This is a genomic window from Nocardioides sp. ChNu-153, assembly GCF_030466625.1.
Taxonomy (GTDB): Bacteria; Actinomycetota; Actinomycetes; order Propionibacteriales; family Nocardioidaceae; genus Nocardioides.
This window is the reverse complement of record NZ_JADEVT010000003.1, coordinates 152,862-172,598: the sequence shown is the minus strand read 5'-3', so window position 1 is coordinate 172,598 and position 19,737 is coordinate 152,862. Positions and strand designations below refer to the sequence as shown.

The 19,737-nt window shown below is 74.9% G+C and carries 18 protein-coding genes; 6 read left to right on the top strand and 12 right to left on the bottom strand.

Going from position 1 to position 19,737, the window contains the following annotated elements; translation table 11 throughout:
- Nucleotides 1–6: 6 nt before the first annotated feature.
- Together INN71_RS06810 and INN71_RS06805 are read left to right on the top strand one after the other, a co-directional pair.
- Nucleotides 7–1,968 (top strand): biotin carboxylase N-terminal domain-containing protein, encoded by a 1,962-nt coding sequence (locus tag INN71_RS06810; protein ID WP_301799952.1) that lies wholly within the window; start codon nucleotides 7–9, stop codon nucleotides 1,966–1,968.
- Nucleotides 1,965–3,128 carry an acyl-CoA dehydrogenase family protein gene (locus tag INN71_RS06805; protein WP_301799951.1) on the top strand — a complete coding sequence of 388 codons (1,164 nt, stop codon included), beginning with the start codon at nucleotides 1,965–1,967 and terminating at the stop codon, nucleotides 3,126–3,128. Before INN71_RS06810 ends, INN71_RS06805 begins: the two co-directional genes overlap by 4 nt.
- A 382-nt stretch (nucleotides 3,129–3,510) precedes the next feature.
- Here the strand turns inward: INN71_RS06805 and INN71_RS06800 are convergent, their stop codons facing one another.
- Together INN71_RS06800 and INN71_RS06795 are read right to left on the bottom strand one after the other, a co-directional pair.
- Entirely contained in the window at nucleotides 3,511–4,056 is a 546-nt protein-coding gene (locus INN71_RS06800) for a hypothetical protein (protein WP_301799950.1), read from the bottom strand.
- Between the two features lie 30 nt (nucleotides 4,057–4,086).
- A complete protein-coding gene (locus tag INN71_RS06795) occupies nucleotides 4,087–4,419 on the bottom strand; it encodes a DUF3140 domain-containing protein (RefSeq protein ID WP_277498044.1) in 333 nt (110 codons plus the stop codon).
- Nucleotides 4,420–4,544: 125 nt separating this feature from the next.
- On the opposite strand from INN71_RS06795, the gene INN71_RS06790 reads away from it, so the two are divergent.
- Both INN71_RS06790 and sigJ read left to right on the top strand, forming a co-directional pair.
- Nucleotides 4,545–5,312 (top strand): SDR family oxidoreductase, encoded by a 768-nt coding sequence (locus tag INN71_RS06790; protein WP_301799949.1) that lies wholly within the window; start codon nucleotides 4,545–4,547, stop codon nucleotides 5,310–5,312.
- Complete coding sequence (gene sigJ, locus INN71_RS06785; protein WP_301799948.1) at nucleotides 5,302–6,267, top strand: RNA polymerase sigma factor SigJ; 966 nt, start codon at nucleotides 5,302–5,304, stop codon at nucleotides 6,265–6,267. Before INN71_RS06790 ends, sigJ begins: the two co-directional genes overlap by 11 nt.
- Before the next feature lie 19 nt (nucleotides 6,268–6,286).
- Here sigJ and INN71_RS06780 read toward each other — a convergent pair whose 3' ends face one another.
- The gene (locus INN71_RS06780; RefSeq protein WP_301799947.1) at nucleotides 6,287–7,072 is read right to left on the bottom strand and encodes an SDR family oxidoreductase; all 786 of its coding nucleotides are present in this window, start codon (nucleotides 7,070–7,072) and stop codon (nucleotides 6,287–6,289) included.
- A gap of 112 nt (nucleotides 7,073–7,184) precedes the next feature.
- Between INN71_RS06780 and INN71_RS06775 the strand changes: the two genes are divergently transcribed.
- Nucleotides 7,185–8,672: a cryptochrome/photolyase family protein gene (locus tag INN71_RS06775; protein ID WP_301799946.1), complete on the top strand. Its 1,488-nt coding sequence runs from the start codon at nucleotides 7,185–7,187 to the stop codon at nucleotides 8,670–8,672.
- A 28-nt stretch (nucleotides 8,673–8,700) separates the two neighbouring features.
- Here the strand turns inward: INN71_RS06775 and INN71_RS06770 are convergent, their stop codons facing one another.
- The gene (locus INN71_RS06770) at nucleotides 8,701–9,951 is read right to left on the bottom strand and encodes an NADH:flavin oxidoreductase/NADH oxidase family protein (protein WP_301799945.1); all 1,251 of its coding nucleotides are present in this window, start codon (nucleotides 9,949–9,951) and stop codon (nucleotides 8,701–8,703) included.
- Between the two features lie 81 nt (nucleotides 9,952–10,032).
- Here INN71_RS06770 and INN71_RS06765 point away from each other — a divergent pair, with 81 nt between their 5' ends.
- Complete coding sequence (locus tag INN71_RS06765) at nucleotides 10,033–10,641, top strand: hypothetical protein (RefSeq protein ID WP_277498051.1); 609 nt, start codon at nucleotides 10,033–10,035, stop codon at nucleotides 10,639–10,641.
- Between the two features lie 190 nt (nucleotides 10,642–10,831).
- Here INN71_RS06765 and INN71_RS06760 read toward each other — a convergent pair whose 3' ends face one another.
- From INN71_RS06760 to sigK, 8 genes are all read right to left on the bottom strand, one after another.
- A complete protein-coding gene (locus INN71_RS06760) occupies nucleotides 10,832–11,734 on the bottom strand; it encodes an NYN domain-containing protein (RefSeq protein WP_301799944.1) in 903 nt (300 codons plus the stop codon).
- Nucleotides 11,731–12,384: a hypothetical protein gene (locus INN71_RS06755; protein WP_301799943.1), complete on the bottom strand. Its 654-nt coding sequence runs from the start codon at nucleotides 12,382–12,384 to the stop codon at nucleotides 11,731–11,733. Before INN71_RS06755 ends, INN71_RS06760 begins: the two co-directional genes overlap by 4 nt.
- Before the next feature lie 172 nt (nucleotides 12,385–12,556).
- The gene (locus INN71_RS06750; protein WP_301799942.1) at nucleotides 12,557–13,390 is read right to left on the bottom strand and encodes a DUF1295 domain-containing protein; all 834 of its coding nucleotides are present in this window, start codon (nucleotides 13,388–13,390) and stop codon (nucleotides 12,557–12,559) included.
- A 7-nt stretch (nucleotides 13,391–13,397) separates the two neighbouring features.
- Nucleotides 13,398–14,732, bottom strand: coding sequence for a cyclopropane-fatty-acyl-phospholipid synthase family protein (locus INN71_RS06745; protein ID WP_277498056.1), 1,335 nt, complete (start codon nucleotides 14,730–14,732; stop codon nucleotides 13,398–13,400).
- Nucleotides 14,729–16,132: a class I SAM-dependent methyltransferase gene (locus INN71_RS06740; protein WP_277498057.1), complete on the bottom strand. Its 1,404-nt coding sequence runs from the start codon at nucleotides 16,130–16,132 to the stop codon at nucleotides 14,729–14,731. The genes INN71_RS06745 and INN71_RS06740 overlap by 4 nt, the downstream gene beginning before the upstream one ends.
- The gene (locus INN71_RS06735; protein ID WP_277498058.1) at nucleotides 16,129–18,246 is read right to left on the bottom strand and encodes an FAD-dependent oxidoreductase; all 2,118 of its coding nucleotides are present in this window, start codon (nucleotides 18,244–18,246) and stop codon (nucleotides 16,129–16,131) included. Before INN71_RS06735 ends, INN71_RS06740 begins: the two co-directional genes overlap by 4 nt.
- Nucleotides 18,243–19,064: an anti-sigma factor gene (locus INN71_RS06730; protein ID WP_277498059.1), complete on the bottom strand. Its 822-nt coding sequence runs from the start codon at nucleotides 19,062–19,064 to the stop codon at nucleotides 18,243–18,245. The genes INN71_RS06735 and INN71_RS06730 overlap by 4 nt, the downstream gene beginning before the upstream one ends.
- Entirely contained in the window at nucleotides 19,061–19,717 is a 657-nt protein-coding gene (sigK, locus tag INN71_RS06725) for an ECF RNA polymerase sigma factor SigK (protein WP_301799940.1), read from the bottom strand. The genes INN71_RS06730 and sigK overlap by 4 nt, the downstream gene beginning before the upstream one ends.
- Nucleotides 19,718–19,737: the final 20 nt, after the last annotated feature.

Below are 19,737 nucleotides of genomic sequence, written 5' to 3'. Positions count from 1 at the left end.
GCACCCGTGATCACCCGAGTCCTCGTCGCCAACCGCGGCGAGATCGCCCGCCGCGTCTTCGCCACCTGCCGCCGTCTCGGCGTCGCCACCGTGGCCGTGCACTCCGACGCCGACGCCCACCTGCCGTTCGTGGCCGAGGCCGACACCGCGGTGCGGCTGCCCGGCAGCACGCCGGCCGAGACCTACCTGCGCGCCGACCTCGTGCTGGCGGCCGCGCGGGCGGCCGGCGCCGACGCGGTGCACCCCGGCTACGGCTTCCTGTCGGAGAACGCCGCGTTCGCGCGGGCCGTGGTCGACGCGGGCCTGACCTGGATCGGCCCCAGCCCCGAGTCGATCGACGTCATGGGCTCGAAGGTCGCCGCCAAGGAGCTGATGGCGGGCGCCGGCGTACCCGTCCTCGACTCGGTCGAGCCCGCGGCGGCCACCGAGGACGACCTGCCGCTGCTGGTGAAGGCCTCGGCGGGCGGCGGCGGGCGCGGCATGCGCATCGTGCGCACCCTCGCCGAGCTGCCCGACGCCGTCGCGGCCGCCCAGGCCGAGGCCGCGAGCGCCTTCGGGGACGGCACCGTCTTCGTCGAGCCGTACGTCGAGCGCGGCCGCCACGTCGAGGTGCAGGTCGTCGGCACCGAGCAGGGCGCGATCGTGCTCGGCGAGCGGGACTGCTCGCTGCAGCGCCGCCACCAGAAGGTCGTCGAGGAGGCACCCGCCCCCGGGCTCGCCGAGGAGACGTGGCGCGCCCTGCACGAGGCGGCCCGCCGGGCCGCGGAGGCGATCGACTACCGCGGCGCCGGCACGGTCGAGTTCCTCATGGACGCGACCACCCAGCGGTTCTTCTTCCTCGAGATGAACACGCGCCTGCAGGTCGAGCACCCCGTCACCGAGCAGGTCTTCGGGGTCGACCTCGTCGCGATGCAGCTCGCGGTCGCGGAGGGCACGCCGCTGCCCGCCGCCCGCCCCGAGCCGGTGGGCCACGCGATCGAGGTGCGGCTCTACGCCGAGGACCCGGCGGCCGACTACCAGCCCCAGTCGGGCCTGCTGACGGCGTTCGACCTGCCGGGTGTCGACGTCGCGTTCGAGCTCGGCACCGCCCCGGCCGGGCTGCGGCTGGACTCCGGGTTCGCCGGGGGCGACGAGGTCGGCACGCACTACGACGCCATGCTGGCCAAGGTCATCGCGTGGGCGCCGACCCGGCGCCAGGCCGCGCGGGCGCTGGCGGGCGCGCTGCGCCGGGCGCGCATCCACGGGCTCGTGACCAACCGCGACCAGCTCGTCGCGGTGCTGGGCGACGAGGCGTTCCTGGCCGGGGACGTCTCCACGGCGTTCCTCGGCGAGCGCCCGCTCGGCGGGGAGGCTCCCGCCGTACGCCCGGCGGCGGTGGCGGCCGCCGTCGCCCTCGCCGAGACCGCCCGTGGCGAGCGGACGGTGCAGCGGGGCATCCCGGTCGCGTGGCGCAACGTGCCCTCGCAGCCGCAGGTGACCCGGTTCGTGCACGGCGACGCCGAGGTCGAGGTGGCGTGGAGCGGCGCCCGCGGGGGCGCCGACGGGTACGTCGTGGACGACGCCGTGGTCGTGGCCGCGAGCCCCACGCGCGTGGTGCTCGAGGTGGACGGGGTGCGCTCGACGTACGCCGTCGCCGTGCCCGCGGGCGGGGTGGGCGTCGTCGACGTCGACGGCCCCGGGGGTCACGTGGCGCTGCGGGTGCTGCCGCGGTTCACCGACCCGGCCGACGCGGTCGCGAGCGGCTCGCTGCTCGCGCCCATGCCCGGCACGGTCGTGCGGGTGGTGGCCGAGGCCGGGCAGCAGGTCGCCGCGGGCGACCCGGTGCTCGTGCTCGAGGCGATGAAGATGCAGCACACCGTGGCGGCGCCGCACGACGGCACCGTCACCGACGTCCCGGTCGCTGCCGGGCAGCAGGTGGCCGCGGGCGAGGTGCTCGCGGTCGTCGCCGACGGAGGGGAAGAGGCATGAGCACGTTCACCGAGCCCGACGAGCGCACCGCGCTGCGGGAGGCGGTCGCGAAGCTGGCGGCCAAGTACGGCCACGAGTACGTCGCGAAGCAGGCCCGCGAGGGCGGCAAGATGACCGAGATGTGGCTCGAGATGGGCCGCAACGGCTTCCTCGGCGTCAACATCCCCGAGGAGCACGGCGGTGGCGGCGGCGGCATGGCCGACCTCGCGGCGGTGCTCGAGGAGTCGGCGGCGGCCGGCGCCCCGCTGCTGATGATGGTCGTCAGCCCCGCGATCTGCGGCTCGATCATCAACCGCTGCGGCACGCCCGAGCAGAAGCAGCGCTGGCTGCCGGGCATCGCCGACGGCACGCACCTCATGGCGTTCGGCATCACCGAGGCCGACGCCGGGTCCAACTCCCACCAGATCACCACGACCGCCACGCGCGACGGCGACCACTGGGTGATCAAGGGGCAGAAGACCTACATCTCCGGCGTCGACGAGGCCGCGTCGGTGCTCATCGTGGCGCGCACGGCGGACGCGACGACGGGCAAGCTCAAGCCGGCGCTGTTCGTGGTGCCGACCGACGCCCCGGGCTTCGACAAGCAGGTCATCCCCATGTCGTGGCAGGCGCCGGAGAAGCAGTTCACGCTGTTCCTCGACGACGTGCGCGTGCCGGCCGACGCGCTCGTCGGGGACGAGGACGGCGGGATGTGGCAGCTCTTCGCCGGGCTCAACCCCGAGCGCATCATGGGCGCGGCCTTCTCGTGCGGCATGGCGCGCTACGCGCTCGACAAGGGCGTGGCCTACGCCAAGGAGCGCACCGTCTGGCGCGACCAGCCCATCGGCGCCCACCAGGGCATCGCGCACCCGCTGGCGAAGATCAAGATCGAGCTCGAGCAGGCGCGGCTGCTGTGGCAGAAGGCCGCGGCGCTGTACGACGCGGGCGACGACTTCGGGGCCGGCGAGTACGCCAACATGGCCAAGTACGCCGGCGGCGAGGTCGCCTGCAACGCCACCGACGTCGCCGTCCACACCCACGGCGGCAACGGCCTGACGGTGGAGTACGGGCTCGGCAACATGCTGGTCGCCGCACGGCTCGGCCGCATCGCGCCCGTCAGCCGCGAGATGATCCTCAACTTCGTCGCCATGCACACCCTCGGGCTGCCGAAGTCGTACTGAGGGGCGGGTCGTGGCGGGTTCCCCGGTGCACCGGGGAACCCGCCACTTCCGGGTGAAAGCTTTCCGCCGGAAGTGGCGGGTTGAGGCGTCAAGTGTCGTCCAGGGGCAAATCTCGGGCCGGTACGGCGGCGCGCGCGGGCCGGCGTACCGCTGCGGGCGGCCGGAGTCGTACTGAGGGGCGGGTCGTGGCGGGTTCCCCGGTGCACCGGGGAACCCGCCACTTCCGGGCGAAAACTTTCCGCCGGAAGTGGCGGGTTGCGGCGTCAAGTGTCGCCCGGAGGCAAATCCCGGGCCGGTACGGCGGCTCGTGCGGGCCGGCGTACCGCTGGCGGCGGCGGGAGGCGCGGGCGGGCCGGCGTACCGCTGCGGGCGGCCCGGGCCCTCAGCGCCCGAACGCCGAGTCGCGCGGGACCGGGCCGACGTCGGCGTGACGCCCGGGCACCGCGGCGGCGTGGCGCTGGCCGGGACCCGGGCCTTCCTTCGCGGCGAGCGCGTCAGCGACGAGCCCGGTGGTGAAGGCGTAGACCGTCTTGTGGACCACGTCCAGCACGAGCTCGCCCCGCGGCCAGGTCTGCGGGGGCGCCCCGACGCCGGTGGCGTTCTCGAGCACCTGGTCGGTGGTGAGGCGCAGGACCGTGAACTTCGCCGAGGCCAGCGGCCCGCGCAGGCCGGCGTGCGCCATCGTCGACCGCACCACGCCCAGCAGGGCGGCCTGGCCGAAGTGCATCGCCCAGTTCGTCGCCGTCGACCGCGCCCCGGTCTGCTCGTCGGCCCCGACGAGTCGCTCGAGCACGCGCGCGGGCACGAAGGAGTCTGGCCGCCCGGTCCGACGCTGCTCGACCTTCTCGCCGAGCGTCATCACGACGGCCCCGATCGCCCCGGCCGCCAGGCCCTGCCCCACCACGCGTCGTACCAGTCGTCGGCTCATGGGGGCCCGGTACCCGATCCGGGCGGCCGGCTACTTCAGCGGGTCGTGGCCCCAGTTCATCAGCGACCAGCGCCACTTCGTGTCGGTGACGTCGCCCTTCGGCCGCTGCGCGGAGTGGCGCGCGACGTACCCGACGACCTTGCGCATGTGGGCGGCGTCGTCGTCGGTGAGCTCGGTCTTGTTCTTGTGCTTGATCTCGACGATGCGGCGGCCCGACTTGTGCCCGGTCGACTCGCCCTCGCCCTGCCCGACCGACTGCGACTCGTCGGTCTCGAGCCACTTCTCGAGCTCGGACGGGGTCATGTTCACGGCGTCCTGCCAGTCGTCCCAGACCTCGGCGACGGCGTCGTTGGTCTCGCTCATGCGGCGACGCTACGTCGGCGCGGCAAGGACGCGCCGCGCACGGCGGCGGGGATGTCACACTCTGGCCGGCCGTCTCGTCCTCGGTGTGGACGGCCCGCCGGGGGCCGCGACGGAGAGGGACGGACATGCGGGTGGCAGTGGCGGGCGGGACCGGGCTGGTCGGAGCGCTCACGGCGGAGGCGCTGCGCGCCGCGGGGCACGAGACGGTGGTGCTGGCGCGCTCGACGGGTGTCGACCTCACGCGGCCGGGGGCCGCACTCGCGGCGACGCTGACCGAGCGCCTCGCCGGCGTCGACGCCGTGGTCGACGCGCTCAACGTGGTCACGATGAAGGGCGCGGAGTCGGAGGCGTTCTTCGGCCGCACCACCGAGGCCCTCCTGGCCGCCGAGCAGGCCGCCGGTGTCGGGCACCACGTCGTGCTCTCCATCGTCGGGATCGACCGGGTCCCCTACGACTACTACGCCGGCAAGCTGCGCCAGGAGGCGCTCGTGACCGCCGGTCCCGTGCCCTGGACGGTCCTGCGCGCCACCCAGTTCCACGAGTTCGCCGGCCAGATGACGCAGCGGATGGCGCTCGGTCCCGTCGGCCTCGCGCCCCGGATGCCGGTGCGGCCCGTCGCCGCCGCGGAGGTCGCCGAGGTCCTCGCACGGCTCGCGGTGGGCGAGCCCCGTCGTACCGTCCTCGAGCTCGCCGGCCCCGCCCGCGAGGACCTCGCCGCCATGGCCCGCCGCACCGCCCGCACCCCGGCGCGCCGCGGGGACGGACCCCGCTTCGTCGTGCCCGTGCCCGTGCCGGGCGCGTTCGGGAAGGGCGTGCGCGCGGGGGCGCTCGTGCCCGCCGCGCCCGACCTCGTCGGCACGCAGACCTTCGCGGAGTGGCTCGGTGGCCGCTGACCCCGCTCCCCGCTCGAGCCCGGCCGAGCTCGCGGAGCGGTACGACGCGCTGCGGCCCCGGCTCGTCGGCGTGGCCTACGCGATCCTCGGCTCCCGCGCGGACGCCGAGGACGTCGTCGCCGACACGTGGCTGCGGCTCGCGGGGGTCGCGGAGCCGCTCGACGACCTCGAGGCGTGGGCGGTGGTCGCGGTGTCGCGGCGGGCGCTCGACGTGCTCCGCTCCGCGCGGGTACGGCGGGAGACCTACGTCGGCCCCTGGCTCCCCGAGCCGGTGCTCGGCGGGCTCGCGGCGCCCGGTGGTCCCGGAGGGGCGGGCGACGGCGACGACCCCGCGGACCGGGTGACGCTGGCGGACGAGGTGCACTACGCGCTGCTGGTGCTGCTCGAGCGGCTCTCGCCCGCGGAGCGCACGGCGTGGGTGCTGCACGACGTGTTCGGCCTGACGTTCGACGAGGTGGCCCGGGTCGTGGGGCGCACGCCGGCCGCGGTGCGCCAGCTCGCCAGCCGGGCCCGGCGCCACCTGGCCGCGGAGCGCACCCGCGCACCCGTCGACCCGGCCGAGCACGACGCGGTCGTCGCCGCCTTCGCCGGGGCGAGCCTGCAGGGCGACCTCGCGGGTCTCGTCGCGGTGCTCGACCCCGACGTCGTGCTGACCGGTGACGGCGGCGGCGTCGTCAGCTCCGCACGCCGCCCGGTGGTGGGCGCCGACCGCGTCGCGCGCTTCCTGCTCGGCGTGCTCGCCAAGGTCGACGCCGCCGGGCGCGAGCGGGTCGAGCTGGTGCGGGTGAACGGCGCGACCGGGTTCGCGATCGTGCGGCCCGAGGGCCCCGACGGCGGCGCCACGACCCGCGTCACCGGCGTCGTGGCACTCACCACGGCGGGCGGGCGCGTCGTCCGCGTCGACCTCGTGCGCAACCCGGCGAAGCTGGCCGGGCTCCGGGGTCTCCCCACCTAGGCGGGAGACCCCAGCCCCCTCAGTGCGCGGCGAGCTTCTTGTTGACCAGGCGCGTCAGCCAGGCGGGGGAGAAGCGCGAGGCCAGCGACAGCACCTCGCTCTGGCGCCCGACGGGGAAGTGCACCTGGTGCAACGTCCGGGCGAGCCGCGACGGCTCGACGGCGGCGACGATCGCGTCGGCCACGTCCTGCGGGCCGAGGTTGATGCCGAGCGACTGCGTGGTGCCGGTCGAGACGCCCTGCGTCATCGCCGTCTCGACGAACAGCGGCCACAGCGCGACGACGCGCACACCCCGCTCACCCCACTCGATGTCGAGCGCCTCGGTGAGGCCGCGCACGAAGAACTTGGTCGCGCTGTAGACCGCCAGCTCCGCCTGCCCGTAGATGGCCGAGGCCGACGCCAGGTTGACCACCACCGAGCCGGGACGCAGGTGCGGCTCGGCCGCGTGCAGGCCGTTGACGACGCCGCGCACGTTGACGTCGATCTCGCGGTGGTGGCGCTCGACCGGGATCTCCTCGAACTTGCCGGCGGTGAGGATGCCGGCGTTGTTGACGAGCACGTCGAGGCGCCCGGTCTCCGCGACGAACGCGTCGAGGGCCGCGCGGAAGCCGTCCGCGTCGGAGACGTCGAGGCGGCCCGTGACGGCGCGCTGGCCGAGCGCGGCGACCTCGTCGGCCAGGGTCGCGAGGCCGTCCTCGTCGACGTCGTAGGCGCCGACGGTCCAGCCGTCGCGGGCGAAGGTGAGGGCGGCGGCGCGGCCGATGCCGGCGGCGGCGCCGGTGATGACGACGGTGCGGGAGGTCATCTGACTTTCCTACCACCCGGTAACCACTCCGTCAGCCCCTCTGTGACCCGCAGTACGGCGCGCGCCGGCCGGCGGGGCGCCGCCGCTTCGCCCCGGGGGGAGGCTGGGGACCATGCACGCGCGCCTGGTCCTCCCGCACCAGCTGTTCGACGAGCAGCGCACGGTCGGCGCCGACCTCCTCGTCCTCGTCGAGCCCGACCTGTTCTTCCGGCAGTTCGCGTTCCACAGCCACAAGCTGGTGCTGCACCGGGCGTCGATGCGCCGCTTCGCGGCCGAGGTGGCGAAGGCGGGCCGCGCGACGGCGTACGTCGAGACGCTGGCCGACCGCGACACGGACGCCCAGCTGGCCGACCTGCTGCGCGAGCGGGGGGCGACCCGGCTCAGCTGGTTCGACGTGGTCGACGACTGGCTCGACCGTGACCTGCGCGCCGTCGCCGCGGGGCTGGGCATCGAGCCGGAGGTCGAGGAGACGCCGGCCTTCCTCACCAGCGACGCCGAGGTGCGCGCCCAGCTGGCGCCGAAGCGGGGGAGCCGGCCGCGGATGGCCACGTTCTACGCCTGGCAGCGTCGACGCCTCGACGTGCTCGTCGAGGCCGGGGAGCCCGCCGGTGGGCGCTGGTCGTTCGACGAGGAGAACCGGGAGCCCTACCCGCGCGGAGGGCTCGACGTACCGCCGCTGCCGACGGTGCGCCGCGACGCCCACGTGCGCGACGCGATCGCGTGGGTGGCGGCGGAGTTCCCCGACAACCCCGGCGACCCGGCGGCGTTCGCGTGGCCGACGAGCCGGGCGCAGGCGAAGCGGTGGCTGGAGCGGTTCGTGGCGGACCGTCTCGCCGGGTTCGGCCCGCACGAGGACGCGATCGCGGCCGACGAGCCGTTCCTCTTCCACTCGACGCTCAGCCCGCTGATCAACCTCGGGCTGCTCTCGCCGCGCGAGGTGCTCGACGCCGCGCTGGCCGCCGAGGACGTGCCGCTGGCCAGCCTCGAGGGGTTCGTGCGGCAGGTGATCGGGTGGCGGGAGTACATCCGCGGCGTCTACGTGACCCGCGGCCGCCGGCTGCGCACCGGCAACCGGTTGCGCCTGGCCCGTGACCTCGAGCCGGGCTGGTGGGACGGCACGACCGGCCTGCACCCGGTCGACGTCGTCGTACGACGCGTGCTCGAGCACGGCTACGCCCACCACATCGAGCGGCTGATGATCCTCGGCAACGCGATGCTGCTGCTGCGCACGGATCCCGACGAGGTCTACGAGTGGTTCATGGCGATGTTCGTCGACGCCTACGACTGGGTGATGGTGCCCAACGTCTACGCGATGAGCCAGTTCGCCGCCGCCGAGGCGGTGACGACGAAGCCCTACGTCTCGGGGTCGAACTACGTGCTGCGGATGAGCAACTTCTCCAAGCGCGACGGCGAGCGCGACGCCGAGGGCCGCTCCTGGGCCGACGCGTGGGACGCGCTCTACTGGCAGTTCGTCGACGACCACCGCGACGGCTTCGCCGCCAACCCGCGCACGTCGATGACCGTGCGCACCCTCGACAAGATGAAGGGCGCCCGGCGCCGCGAGCTCGCCGACCTCGCCGCGGAGTGGCTCGGGCGCTGAGGCGGGACCCGCGGAGGTACGGCGGCACTCACCCCCGCTTCGGCACGAACGCGCCGGGGCCGTTGCGCAGGGTCGCGGAGGCGGCGGCGCGCCACCACGGCCGGGCGAGGTCGGGCGCGCGGCCCGCGCCGAGGCGGTGCAGCTGGTCGGTGTGCCACGACAGGTCGAGCGCGCTGTCGACGGTGTGCAGCGCCGTCACGCGCCCGACGGCGCGCCGGCCCCGCTCGACGCGCACGGTCGGCAGCTCGACGCGCTCGAGCCCCTCCTCCAGCAGCGACCGGGCGACGTGCGGGAACACCGACGCCGGGCGTCCGAGACCGACGACGTCGCAGTCGCCGCTCGCGAGGGCGTCGTCCATGGCCGAGCGCGAGCGGAAGCCACCCGTCACCGCCAGCGGCACCGCGCCGGCCGCGGCGCGCACGCCCGCGGCGTACTCCAGGAAATAGGCCTCGCGCGCCTTCGTCGACTCCCGCCGCGTGTCGGGGCCGAACATGACGGGCGACTCGTAGGTGCCGCCGCTGATCTCGACGAGGTCCACGCCCTCGGCGGCCAGGGCGGCGACGACGTCGCGGGACTCCGTCTCGTCGAACCCGCCGCGCTGGAAGTCGGCGGAGTTGAGCTTCACGCCGACCGCGAACCCGGGCGAGACGCGCTCGCGGATCGAGCGCACCACCTCGAGCAGGAACCGGCGGCGCCGCTCGGGGTCGCCGCCCCAGCCGTCGGTGCGCCGGTTGGCGAGGGGGGACAGGAACTGGGTGACGAGGTAGCCGTGCGCCGCGTGCACCTGCACCCCGTCGAACCCGGCGGCCTCGGCGACCGCCGCGGTGCGGGCGTAGCGCTCGACGACGTCGAGGATCTCCGACTCGGACAGCTCGCGGGGGCGGGTGGCGACGGGTACGGCGGCGGCCACCGCGCTCGGCGCCACGGGGCGGGAGCGGCCCACGAGCGCGTTGGCCTGGCGGCCGGGGTGGTTGACCTGCATCCACAGCGGGGTGCCCGAGCCGGCGAAGCCGTCGGCCCAGCGGGTGAGCGCCTCGAGGTGGCGCTCGTCCTCGACCACGACGTTGCCGGGCTCGCCGCGCTGGCGCAGGTCGACCATGACGTTGCCCGTCACGACCAGGCCCCACCCGCCGCCGGCCCATGCGTCGTACAAGCGCCCCAGGCGGGCGGTCGGCGCCCCGGCGGACGTGCCGAGCGACTCGCTGAGGGCCGACTTCATGAGGCGGTTCGGCAGCACCTGGCCGCAGGGGAGGGTCAGGGGCGCTGCGAGGTCGGTCATGGGGGGACTCTAGGGGCGTTGTTGAACGCGGTTCAAGAGCGGGTGCCGGCCGAGTGACGGGCCGGGTGACAGGCTGGCGGCATGCGGGTGCGCTTCCACGGCGAGATCGCCGGAGTCGGGTCGACGAGCGGCGTGCGGGTGGTCGTGGGGCGGTGGGTCCGCTCGCCGTACGGCGAGGTCGCCGACGCCATGGTCGAGACCGCCGACGGCCACCGGGTGCTGGTCGCCCCCAGCCAGGACCTCGCCGACTTCATCGCCGCGACCTACACGTTCGACGAGGTGCGCGTCGAGCCCGTCGAGCTCGTGGCGACCGACGGGACGCGCCGGTTCACGAGCCCGTCGCTGCGCCTGGAGATCGAGGTCGGGCGGCCGACGCTGCTCGGGCGGCTCGTCGCGCTGGTGCCTCGGCGCATCGCCACCTCGCCGCTGTGGTGCGCCGTCACCGACCCCGTGGCGCGCGTCCTGCTGCGGGGCGTGCGCACCCGCGGGTCCGCCGGCGGCGGGCGGCGGGAGTGGTACGGCGCGCACGGCGTCCGCGCCGTCACGGCCGTGCGGGGCTCGTTCGACGGCGTCGACCTCGGCGCGCTGCGCCCCGTCGACCCACCGGCCCGCTTCGGGTTCAGCTCGACGCCGCCGCGCCCGAGCATCACGAGCGTCGTGACGACGATCGACCTGCCCGACGGCGGGTGACGGCGAGCCCCGCCGAACGGGTAGCCGCGGCGCCCGCCCACGGCGGACGTCATGCGGGGCGAGCGCTGGGGCCCACGGTCGGGATGACGTCCCGCGGGGAGGCGGGAGGGCGGCGTGGACCCACACCGGACGTCATGCGGGGCGAGCGCCCTGCGCCACGATCGGGATGACGTCCGCGAGCGAGCCACCGTCAGTCCTTGAACCACACCTGCTGGTTCTTCGCGTCCGTCGCGACACCGGGCTGGGCGCGGACCCAGCTCGAGAACGTCTTGTGGCCCAGCGTCGCCTCGTCGAAGCCGGGGCTCATCCGCACGAGCACCTGCTTCAGCTCGGACATCCGCACCTTGCCGTCGTCGCTCTTGCGGGCCAGCAGGTTCATGGCGTTGCGGAAGAGCTTGGAGTACGGGATGGGCTTGGCCCGCTCCTCCGGCGCCGTCTCGGTCCGAGCGGCCGCGGCGGCGCGCGCACCGGACGCCGCGGCGTCCGCCCCCTGGTCCGCCGCGGAGGCGGCCGGAGCGGGCGGAGTCTCGGGGCGGACCACCCGCTCGACGCCGGGCAGCGCGTCGTACTTGGTGAACTCGTCGCACGCCGCCTCCCAGTAGCGCCCGACCGATCCCGCGACACCGACGCCGACGACGGAGCGGCCGAGGCGCTTGGCCTTCTGCGCGACGGCCACGTAGTCGGAGTCCCCGGCCGCGACCAGGACGTGGGTGATGTCGGGGTGGCGCAGCATGTCGTCGAAGACGTCGGTGGCGAGCCGGATGTCGGCCCCGTTCTTCGTGCCGGCCAGGGGAAACAGCTGCGTCAGGTCGAGGGCGCGGGCGGTGACGTCGCGGGCGTACGACGCGAACGCCGGGCACGCCCAGTTCGCGTAGGCCCGGCTGATCGCCACCACGCCCAGCGACGCCGCGTAGTCGACGATCGCGTCGACGTCGATCCGCGAGGCCTCCAGCCGCGGGGCGACCGTCGGGTCGTCGGCGGCGGCGTGGACGACGCGGTCCTTAATCCAGGCGCTCTTGCCGTGCACGGCGTTGTACTGCGACGCGACCAGGTTCTCGAAGTCGAGGTAGAGCGCGACACGGGGCTCGCTCACAGGTCCTCCCCGACCACCGCGTCGGAGGCGTCGCGCACCTGGACGACGCGGCCCGCCTCGACGACGGCGACGTACCCGTGGGGAAGCGCGAGCGCCCGGCCCACGTCCCAGCGGCGCCGGGCGACCTCCCATGCGGGCCAGGCCGCGAGGCGCTCGGGGGTCCAGCTGCGGTCGGCTGTCGGCGGGAAGGGCTCGACGAACCACCCCGAGTCCGTCGGGTTCGTCACGTGGTCGCGCTTGAGGAGCAGCGCGGGCGCGTCGAGGCAGCCGCGCACCCCGATGACGCGCTGGTCGAAGCGGGCGAACGTGGCGCGGGCTCTCGACGCCCCCGCGACGCGCACCTGCTCGAGGTCGATGGTCAGCGCGTGGCTGAGGTCCTCGGTCTCCTGCGCGGCGTCGGTCTCGTACGCCGGGGCCACCACCACGAACCCGCCGTCGCGGGCGCGGAGCGTGAACGGCCCCCAGCCCGGCGCCGCCGCGAGCCCGTCGACCGGCGCCGTGCCGAGCGCCGCGACCTGGTTGAGCACGCCCTGGGCCAGCGGCGCCATCCGGGCCCGCGCGGTGGCCCGAACCTCGACGCCGCCGATCCGGGCGGTCACGGTCTCGAGGCCGGAGGCGTCGGGTACGTCGGCAGCGGGCGCGTCGCTCATGGGGCGATCCTGCCGCACGGGGCGTGGTTTCGAGGGCTTGCCAGAACAAGCCACCTCAACCACCGAAGGGGCTTGCCAGAGCAAGCCACCTCAGCCACCGGAGGGGCCGCACGGGGCGTGGTTTCGAGGGCTTGCCAGAACAAGCCACCTCAACCACCGCGGGGCCGACGGGTCAGGCGCGCTTCGGCGGCAGCGGCACGAACATCGACGTGCGCGCGGCGTACTCGGGGTAGCCGGGGCGCCGCATCATCTCCCGCTCCAGCAGCCGCGCGCCGGTGGCGAACGCGAGGAAGTACGTCATCGCCACCGGCGCCACCACCGTCGCCAGGCCCGCGACCCAGCCCGAGCCGAGGCCGCCGACGAGCCACAGCCCCCACCACACGCACGCGTCGCCGAAGTAGTTCGGGTGCCGCGACCACGCCCACAGCCCGGTGTCCATGACCGACGGACGTTCTTCCTTCGGCACGGCCTTGTACGCCGCCAGCTGGGCGTCGCCGACGGCCTCGAACGTCAGCCCGACCGCCCACACGACGACCCCGAGCGCGATCGGCCACCGGGCCCACGGGTCCTCCGGCACCGCCAGCGCGATGCCGACGACGACCGGCGTGGCCACCAGCCACATCGCCACGCCCTGCGTCAGGAAGACCCGGGTCACGGCGTGGGAGAACGGCTTGCCCTCCATGAGATCGGCGTAGCGCGGGTCCTCCGGCGGTGTCTCGCCCGGGCCGAGCAGACCGTGCGCCCGCTGCCGGATGTGCCACGCGAGGCGGCCACCCCAGACGGCCACGAGCAGCACCAGCAGCCAGCGCCGCGCGGTGGTGCCCGGCCCCCCGGCGTCGTCCACCGACACCACGAGGGCGGCCACGACCGCGACGAGCACGAACCCGGCGCCCCACACGACGTCGACGACCGCCAGCCGGCCGACGCGGCGGGCGAGCAGCGCCGTACCGGTCATGAGCACGGCGACCACGACGGCGGCCGCGACGAGCGCGGCAACGAGCGTCACGACGGCCTCAGAAGTCGCGACGACGCGGGAGCGTGTGCTCGCCGCCGGGCCGCACCATCAGGATCTGGTCCACGCCCATCCGGCCGTCGCGGAACGCCATCCGCCCGCCGACGAGGTAGAGCCGCCACACGCGCACGACCTCCTCGCCCACCAGCTCGGTCAGGCGCGCCTCGTTCTTCTCGAACCGCTGCATCCAGGCGTCGACCGTCCACACGTAGTGCTCGCGCAGGCCGTGCACGTCCCGGACCTCCAGCCCGCCGCGCTCCAGGAACGCGATGGTCTCGCCGACGGGCCGCATGTACATGTCCGGAGCGATGAACGACTCGATGAACGGGCCGCCGCCGGGGTGGCCGCCGCGCCCGCCGGAGCGCGACATCTGCTGGATCAGCACCCGCCCGCCCGGCTTCACGGCGTCGCGGAGCACGCCGGCGTACGTCGGGTAGTTGCGCTGGCCGACGTGCTCGCCCATCTCGATCGAGGCGACGGCGTCGAAGTGGCCCGCGCCGCCCTGGGCCTCGGGGACCTCGCGGTAGTCCTGGAGGCGGATCTCGACCTTGTCCTGCAGGCCGCGCTCGGCGATGCGGGCGTCGATGAACTTCTTCTGCTCCGCCGCGATGGTCACACCGGTGACCTGCGCGCCGTACCGCTCGGCCGCGAAGAGCGACAGCGAGCCCCAGCCGCAGCCGACGTCGAGGAAACGGTCACCCGCCTGCAGGCCGAGCTTGCGGCAGACGAGGTCGAGCTTGTCGGCCTGCGCGTCCTCCAGCGTGTAGCCGGGGGTCGCCGGGTCCTGGGTGTAGTAGGCCGACGAGTACGCCATGTGGTCGTCGAGGATCGCCGCGTAGAACTCGTTGGAGAGGTCGTAGTGGTGGCTGATCGCGAGGCGGTCCCGCAGCTTCGAGTGCAGGCGCCGGCCCAGCAGGGCGTTGAGCGGACCGCCGACCTGCGCCTGGCTGCGCGGGGCGCGCGGCGGCACGCCGACGGCGCCCGTGTCGAGCGCGGCGCGCAGCGCGGCGGCGTACGCCTGCGGACCGGGGCGCACGCCCCCGAGGTCGCGCTCGGCGACGACGCCCCACGCGTGGGTCAGGGCGTCGTCGAGGTCGTGGTGCACCTCGAGCTCGCCGGTGACGTAGGCCTGCGCGGCGCCGAGCTCGCCCGGGTGCCGCACGAGACGTCGTACGGCGGCGGGCGAGCGCAGCTCGACCAGCGGGGCGTCGACGGGACCGGCCTCGGACCCGTCCCACGCCCGCAGGCGCACGGGGAGGTCGCCGCCGACGAACGGGCGCAGCGCGTCCTCCAGGCGGATCGCGACGGGGGTGCCGGAGGTGGTGGAGGCGCTCATGTCGGGTCCTTCTGCAGCACCAGCTGCTGCACGTCGATGTAGCCGGAGGAGAAGCCGGCGCGGGAGTACTCCAGGTAGAAGTGCCACATCCGGGCGAAGGTGTCGTCGAAGCCCAGCGCCGTGATCTCGGGCCACGCGGCGAGGAACGCCTCGTCCCACCGGCGCAGCGTCTCGGCGTAGTGGCCGCCGAACGACAGCCGGTGCTCGCCGCCCAGGAGGCGCAGGTCGGTCTCGCTGCGGGTGATCTCGTCGACGACCTGCACGGACGGCAGCATCCCGCCCGGGAAGATGTACTTGTGGATCCAGGTGTAGGTCTCCCGGGTCGCAAGCATCCGGTCGTGCGGCATCGTGATGGCCTGGATGCCTGCACGGCCCCCGGGGGCCAGCACGGAGTCGATCTTCGAGAAGTAGGTCGACCAGAACTCGTGCCCCACCGCCTCGACCATCTCCACCGACACGACGGCGTCGAAACCGGCGGGCGGCGCGACGACGTCGCGGTAGTCGCACAGCTCGACGTCCACCCGGTCCGTGAGGTCCGCGTCGGCGATGCGCCGCCGGGCCAGGGCCTGCTGCTCGGTCGACAGGGTCACGGAGTGCACCCGGGCGCCGCGGCGGGCGGCGCGCAGGGCCAGCTCGCCCCAGCCGGTGCCGATCTCCAGCACGTGCGTGCCCGCGCCCACCCCGGCCGCGTCGAGCAGGCGGTCGATCTTCGTGCCCTGGGCGTCGGCGAGGGCCTCGTTCGAGCGGGGGTCGGGTGACGTCGCGACGTGGTGGGGGCCCACCGCGTCGGTGCGGGGGATGAGCTGGTGCTCGAACAGTGCGGAGGAGTAGCTCGTCGTCGGGTCGAGGAACCGCGTGAACAGCTCGTTGCTCAGGTCGTAGTGGTGGGCGATGTTGGCCCGGCTGTTCTCCGTCGAGCTGACCTGGTGGCGCGGGGGGCGGGTGACGTACGCCGCGCGCAGCCGCTGCAACCGCTCGGGCACGAGCGAGCCCATCTGGGCGGCCAGGACGGTGAGGAAGTCGCCGAGGGCGCCGGGGCTCGCGCCCTCGTCGACGCCCGGCACGTCCCAGGCCCCCGTCTGGTAGGCCTCGCCGAACCCGATGAGGCCGTGGCGGCCCAGGCGGGCGAAGAACTCGTCGGGGCGGTGCACGACCATGACGGGGCCGCCGCGACCCCAGGCCGGGGCGTCGGGGCCCGAGCCGATCCGCACGGTGACGTCGAGGCGGCTGACGACGCCGTGGAAGAGGACGCGGGCGATCCGCGCGTACGCCGTGGCGCGGGGCCCGGCGGGCACGCGCCCGAGGTCGGGCCAGCGGTGGACGTCGGGACGTGCGGGCGCCGGGGGGACGACGGCGGGGGGCGTCGACGGCGTGACCTCACGGTGGGCGTCGGTGGTCATCGCACGCCTTCCTGGTGGTGGTCGGGACGGGGGTGGATCCGCAGCCGGCGGGCCCAGAGCCAGACGCCGTGCAGGCGGATGAGGACGGATCCCCGGAGCGCGGCACCGGCCGCGCGCCACGTGCTGCTGCGGCCGTGGTCGGGCCGCCCCGAGAGGGAGGCGCTGAAGGTCGCGCCGTCGTCGGTGCGCAGCGCGACGGCCACGTGGAGCCGGCCGTCGGCGCCGGCGCTGGGGGTCGGCACGGCGAGCGTGTAGGTGCCGTCGGTGCCGTGGAACGGCGAGACGTACATGGCCTTCGGCGTCTCCGCGCGCCCCTGCTCGTCGGGGTGGACGAGGTAGGCGTGGCGGTCGCCGTACGTGTTGTGCACCTCCACGACGACCGCGGCAGGCACGTCGGTGAGGGCCTGGTCGCCGGCGAAGCACCAGAACACGCTGATCGGGTTGAAGCAGTAGCCGAACGCCCGCGGCTGGGCGGCCATGAGCACGCGGCCGCGCCGGCCCGCCCGGTCGAGCTCGATGCCGTGCAGGTCGAGGAACGCCTCGACGTTGCAGCGGATCGACCGCTCCGGGTCGCCGAGGTGGTCGCGGGCCTCGAAGCTGCCCTTCACCCCCGCGAGCGCGCCGTGGTCGGGCAGGTCGTCGAGGTCGACCACCCAGGTGCGGGAGGAGTGCTCGAAGGTACGGCGCCACGGCGCGCGGCGCGTGTGGCGGATCGTCGTGCGGAAGACGGTGCCCGCCGGGTCCGTACCGGGGGTCGCGGTCGGCGCGGTGCCCTCCCAGGTCATCCCGAGCCGGCCGGCGGCCTCGACGCCGGAGCGTGCGCCGTCCTCGTGGAAGCCCCAGCCGTGGTAGGCGCCGGCCAGCGCGATGCGCGCGGTGTCGCACTCGCCCAGGCGGGCCTGCGCGGCGACGGACTCGCGGGTGTAGAGCGGGTGCTCGTACTCCATCGTGTCGATCACCGTCGACGGGTCGACGAGGTCGAGGCCGCCGAGGGTGACGAGGAAGCGCGTGCCGGGGGCGCCCGGCAGCTCCGGCACCCGCATGAGGCGCGTCAGGTCGTAGGTGATCGTGACCGGCCCGCCGCGCTCCTCGAGCGTCGGCAGGTCGTCGAGCCGGGCGGCGTCGCGGCGCAGGTAGTTCCACGACGCGCGCGCCCGCTCGTTGCGAGGCAGCACCGAGGTGTCGGTGTGCAGCTGGGCGGTGTTCGGCGTGTAGGTGAGCGCCGACAGCACCTGCTGCTGCGCGGGCGTCGGCTGCGCGAGCATCGCCAGCGCCTGGTGGGGGTGGGTGGCGATGACCACGGCGTCGTACGACGACTGCTCGCCGTTGCCGTCGGTCACCCGCACCTCGTCCGGCGTCTCGACGACCGAGGTCACCTTGGTGCCGACGCGCACGTCGGGGAGCAGGGCGGCGACGCGCTCGACGTACTCCCGCGAGCCACCGGTGACGGTGCGCCACTGCGGCGAGCCGAAGACGCCGAGCATCCCGTGGTGGTCGAGGAAGCGGAACAGGTAGCGGGCGGGGTACTCCAGCGCCTGCGCCGGGTCGGTGGACCACACGGCGCCGACGAGGGGCTCTGCGAAGTGGGCGCGGAAGTCGGCGGAGAAGCCGCCGCGGTCCAGCAGGTCGCCGAACGTCTCCCGGGCGCCGAGGTCGGAGCCCTCGGTGTCGAGCAGGCGGCGGGCCATGCGGTGGAAGCGGGGGATCTCCGTGAGCATCCGCAGGTAGCCCGGCCGCAGCGCGTGGCGCCACGTCGGGAACAGCCCGGGCAGGCCGAGCGCGCCGGCCCACTCGAGGCCGCCACCGGGGGCGGCGTCGTCGCGGATGGACATCGACATCTCGGAGTCCTGCGTCGCGACGCCCAGCTCGGCGAACATGCGCAGCAGCACCGGGTAGGTGCGCTCGTTGTGGACGATGAAGCCGGTGTCGATGGGCACGACGACCTCGCCGCCCCGACCGTCGGGGACGGGCACGAGGTGGGTGTCGGCGTGGCCGCCCAGGCGCGCGTCGGCCTCGAACAGCGTGACGTGCGCGCTGCGGGAGGCGACGTACGCGGCGGTGAGCCCGGCGACCCCGGACCCGATCACGGCGACCCGGCGCGGGGCGGGGGTCATGCCGACTCGAAGGAGAAGTAAGCGATCGGGTTCTGCGTCGGCGCGGGCACCCCCGGCGCGGCCTCGATGGTGATGCCGACGGCCTTGGCGGCGTCGGCGTCGCCCTCGAGGGGGAGCGGGCGGTCGCTGTCGCCGGTCATGGTGCCGGCCGGCAGCATCTCGTCGTCGGCCGACTGGAACCACAGCTGGTAGACCTGCGACGGGTCCAGGGCCGGCATGCCCGAGGTGACGATGACCGCGCGGCCGACGTCGTCGGACCAGTGCACGGTGGCCTCGGCGCCCGGGGGGAGCTGGGCGCCGGCGGCGGGGTGGGCGACCTTGACGTCGCTGGCCGCGAGCACGGCGGCGACGTCGCTGTCGGTCGGGCCCTGGGTGGGGTCGGCGATCGAGGGCCCGTCACGGCCGTCGTCACCGAGCTGCTGCGCGGTGACGCCGACACCCGTGGCCACGACGACCGCGGCCGCGGCGGCGACCAGCGCCGTACGCAGACGGCGACGCCGCATCGGCACGACGTTCGACGGCGCGGCCGGCGGGGCAGCGACAGAGTGGGCGGCAGACGGGGCGGCGGGGTGGAGCGGCTCCGGGCCCACGGGGGGCAGCGGGCGCACCTGGGCGATGCTGTCGAGCACCGAGGCCCGCAGCGACGCGGGGACGGGCGTCTCCGACACGAGGGGGAGCAGGGCGGCGGCCTCCTGGAGGGAGGCGACCTCGGCGCGGCAGTCCGCGCACAGCGCCAGGTGCTCCTCGAACTCGGCGCGCTCCGCGTCGGACAGGGCGTCCACCGCGTAGGCGCCGGTGAGAGCGTGGATGTCGTTCACTGGCCCACTCCCATCGCGTCGCGCAACCGGATGAGCCCATCCCGGATACGTGTCTTGGCCGTGCCGACCGGTAGGTCGAGCATCGCTGCCACCTCTGTGTGCGTGTAGCCGCCGAAGTAGGCCAGCTGCACGGCTTCGTGCTGCACCGCCGTCAGTGCCCCGAGGGCGGAACGGACGCGCTGGGCCTCGATCGAGGAGTGCGCCGCCTCCGCCGTGGCGTCGTGGTCGACGCCCTGGCTCTGCTGGTGGTACGACGTGTCCCGCCGCGTCGCCGCCTCCGCCGAGCGGACCCGGTCGACCGCCTTGCGGTGCGCGATGGTCATGAGCCACGAGAGCGCCGAGCCGCGCTCGGGGTCGAACCGCGAGGCCGTCCGCCAGATCTCCAGGAAGACCTCCTGGGTGACCTCCTCGGCCTGCGACGGGTTGCGCACCACGCGCAGCACCAGACCGTGCACGCGGGCCGAGGTCGCGTCGTACAACGCGGCGAAGGCCTGCTCGTCGCCCCGGCAGGAGAGCCGGAGGAGCGAGCCGAGCTGGGTGTTCACGTCGCCGTCGGCGGGGACGGCGGCTCCAGCGGCGGGGGCGGCGGGCGGTGTCTGCCCGCCCGTGCCCTCCGGCGGATCGCCGGAGGGCACGGAGCGGAGGGTGGTCATGCGCTGATCATTCCCTGGTG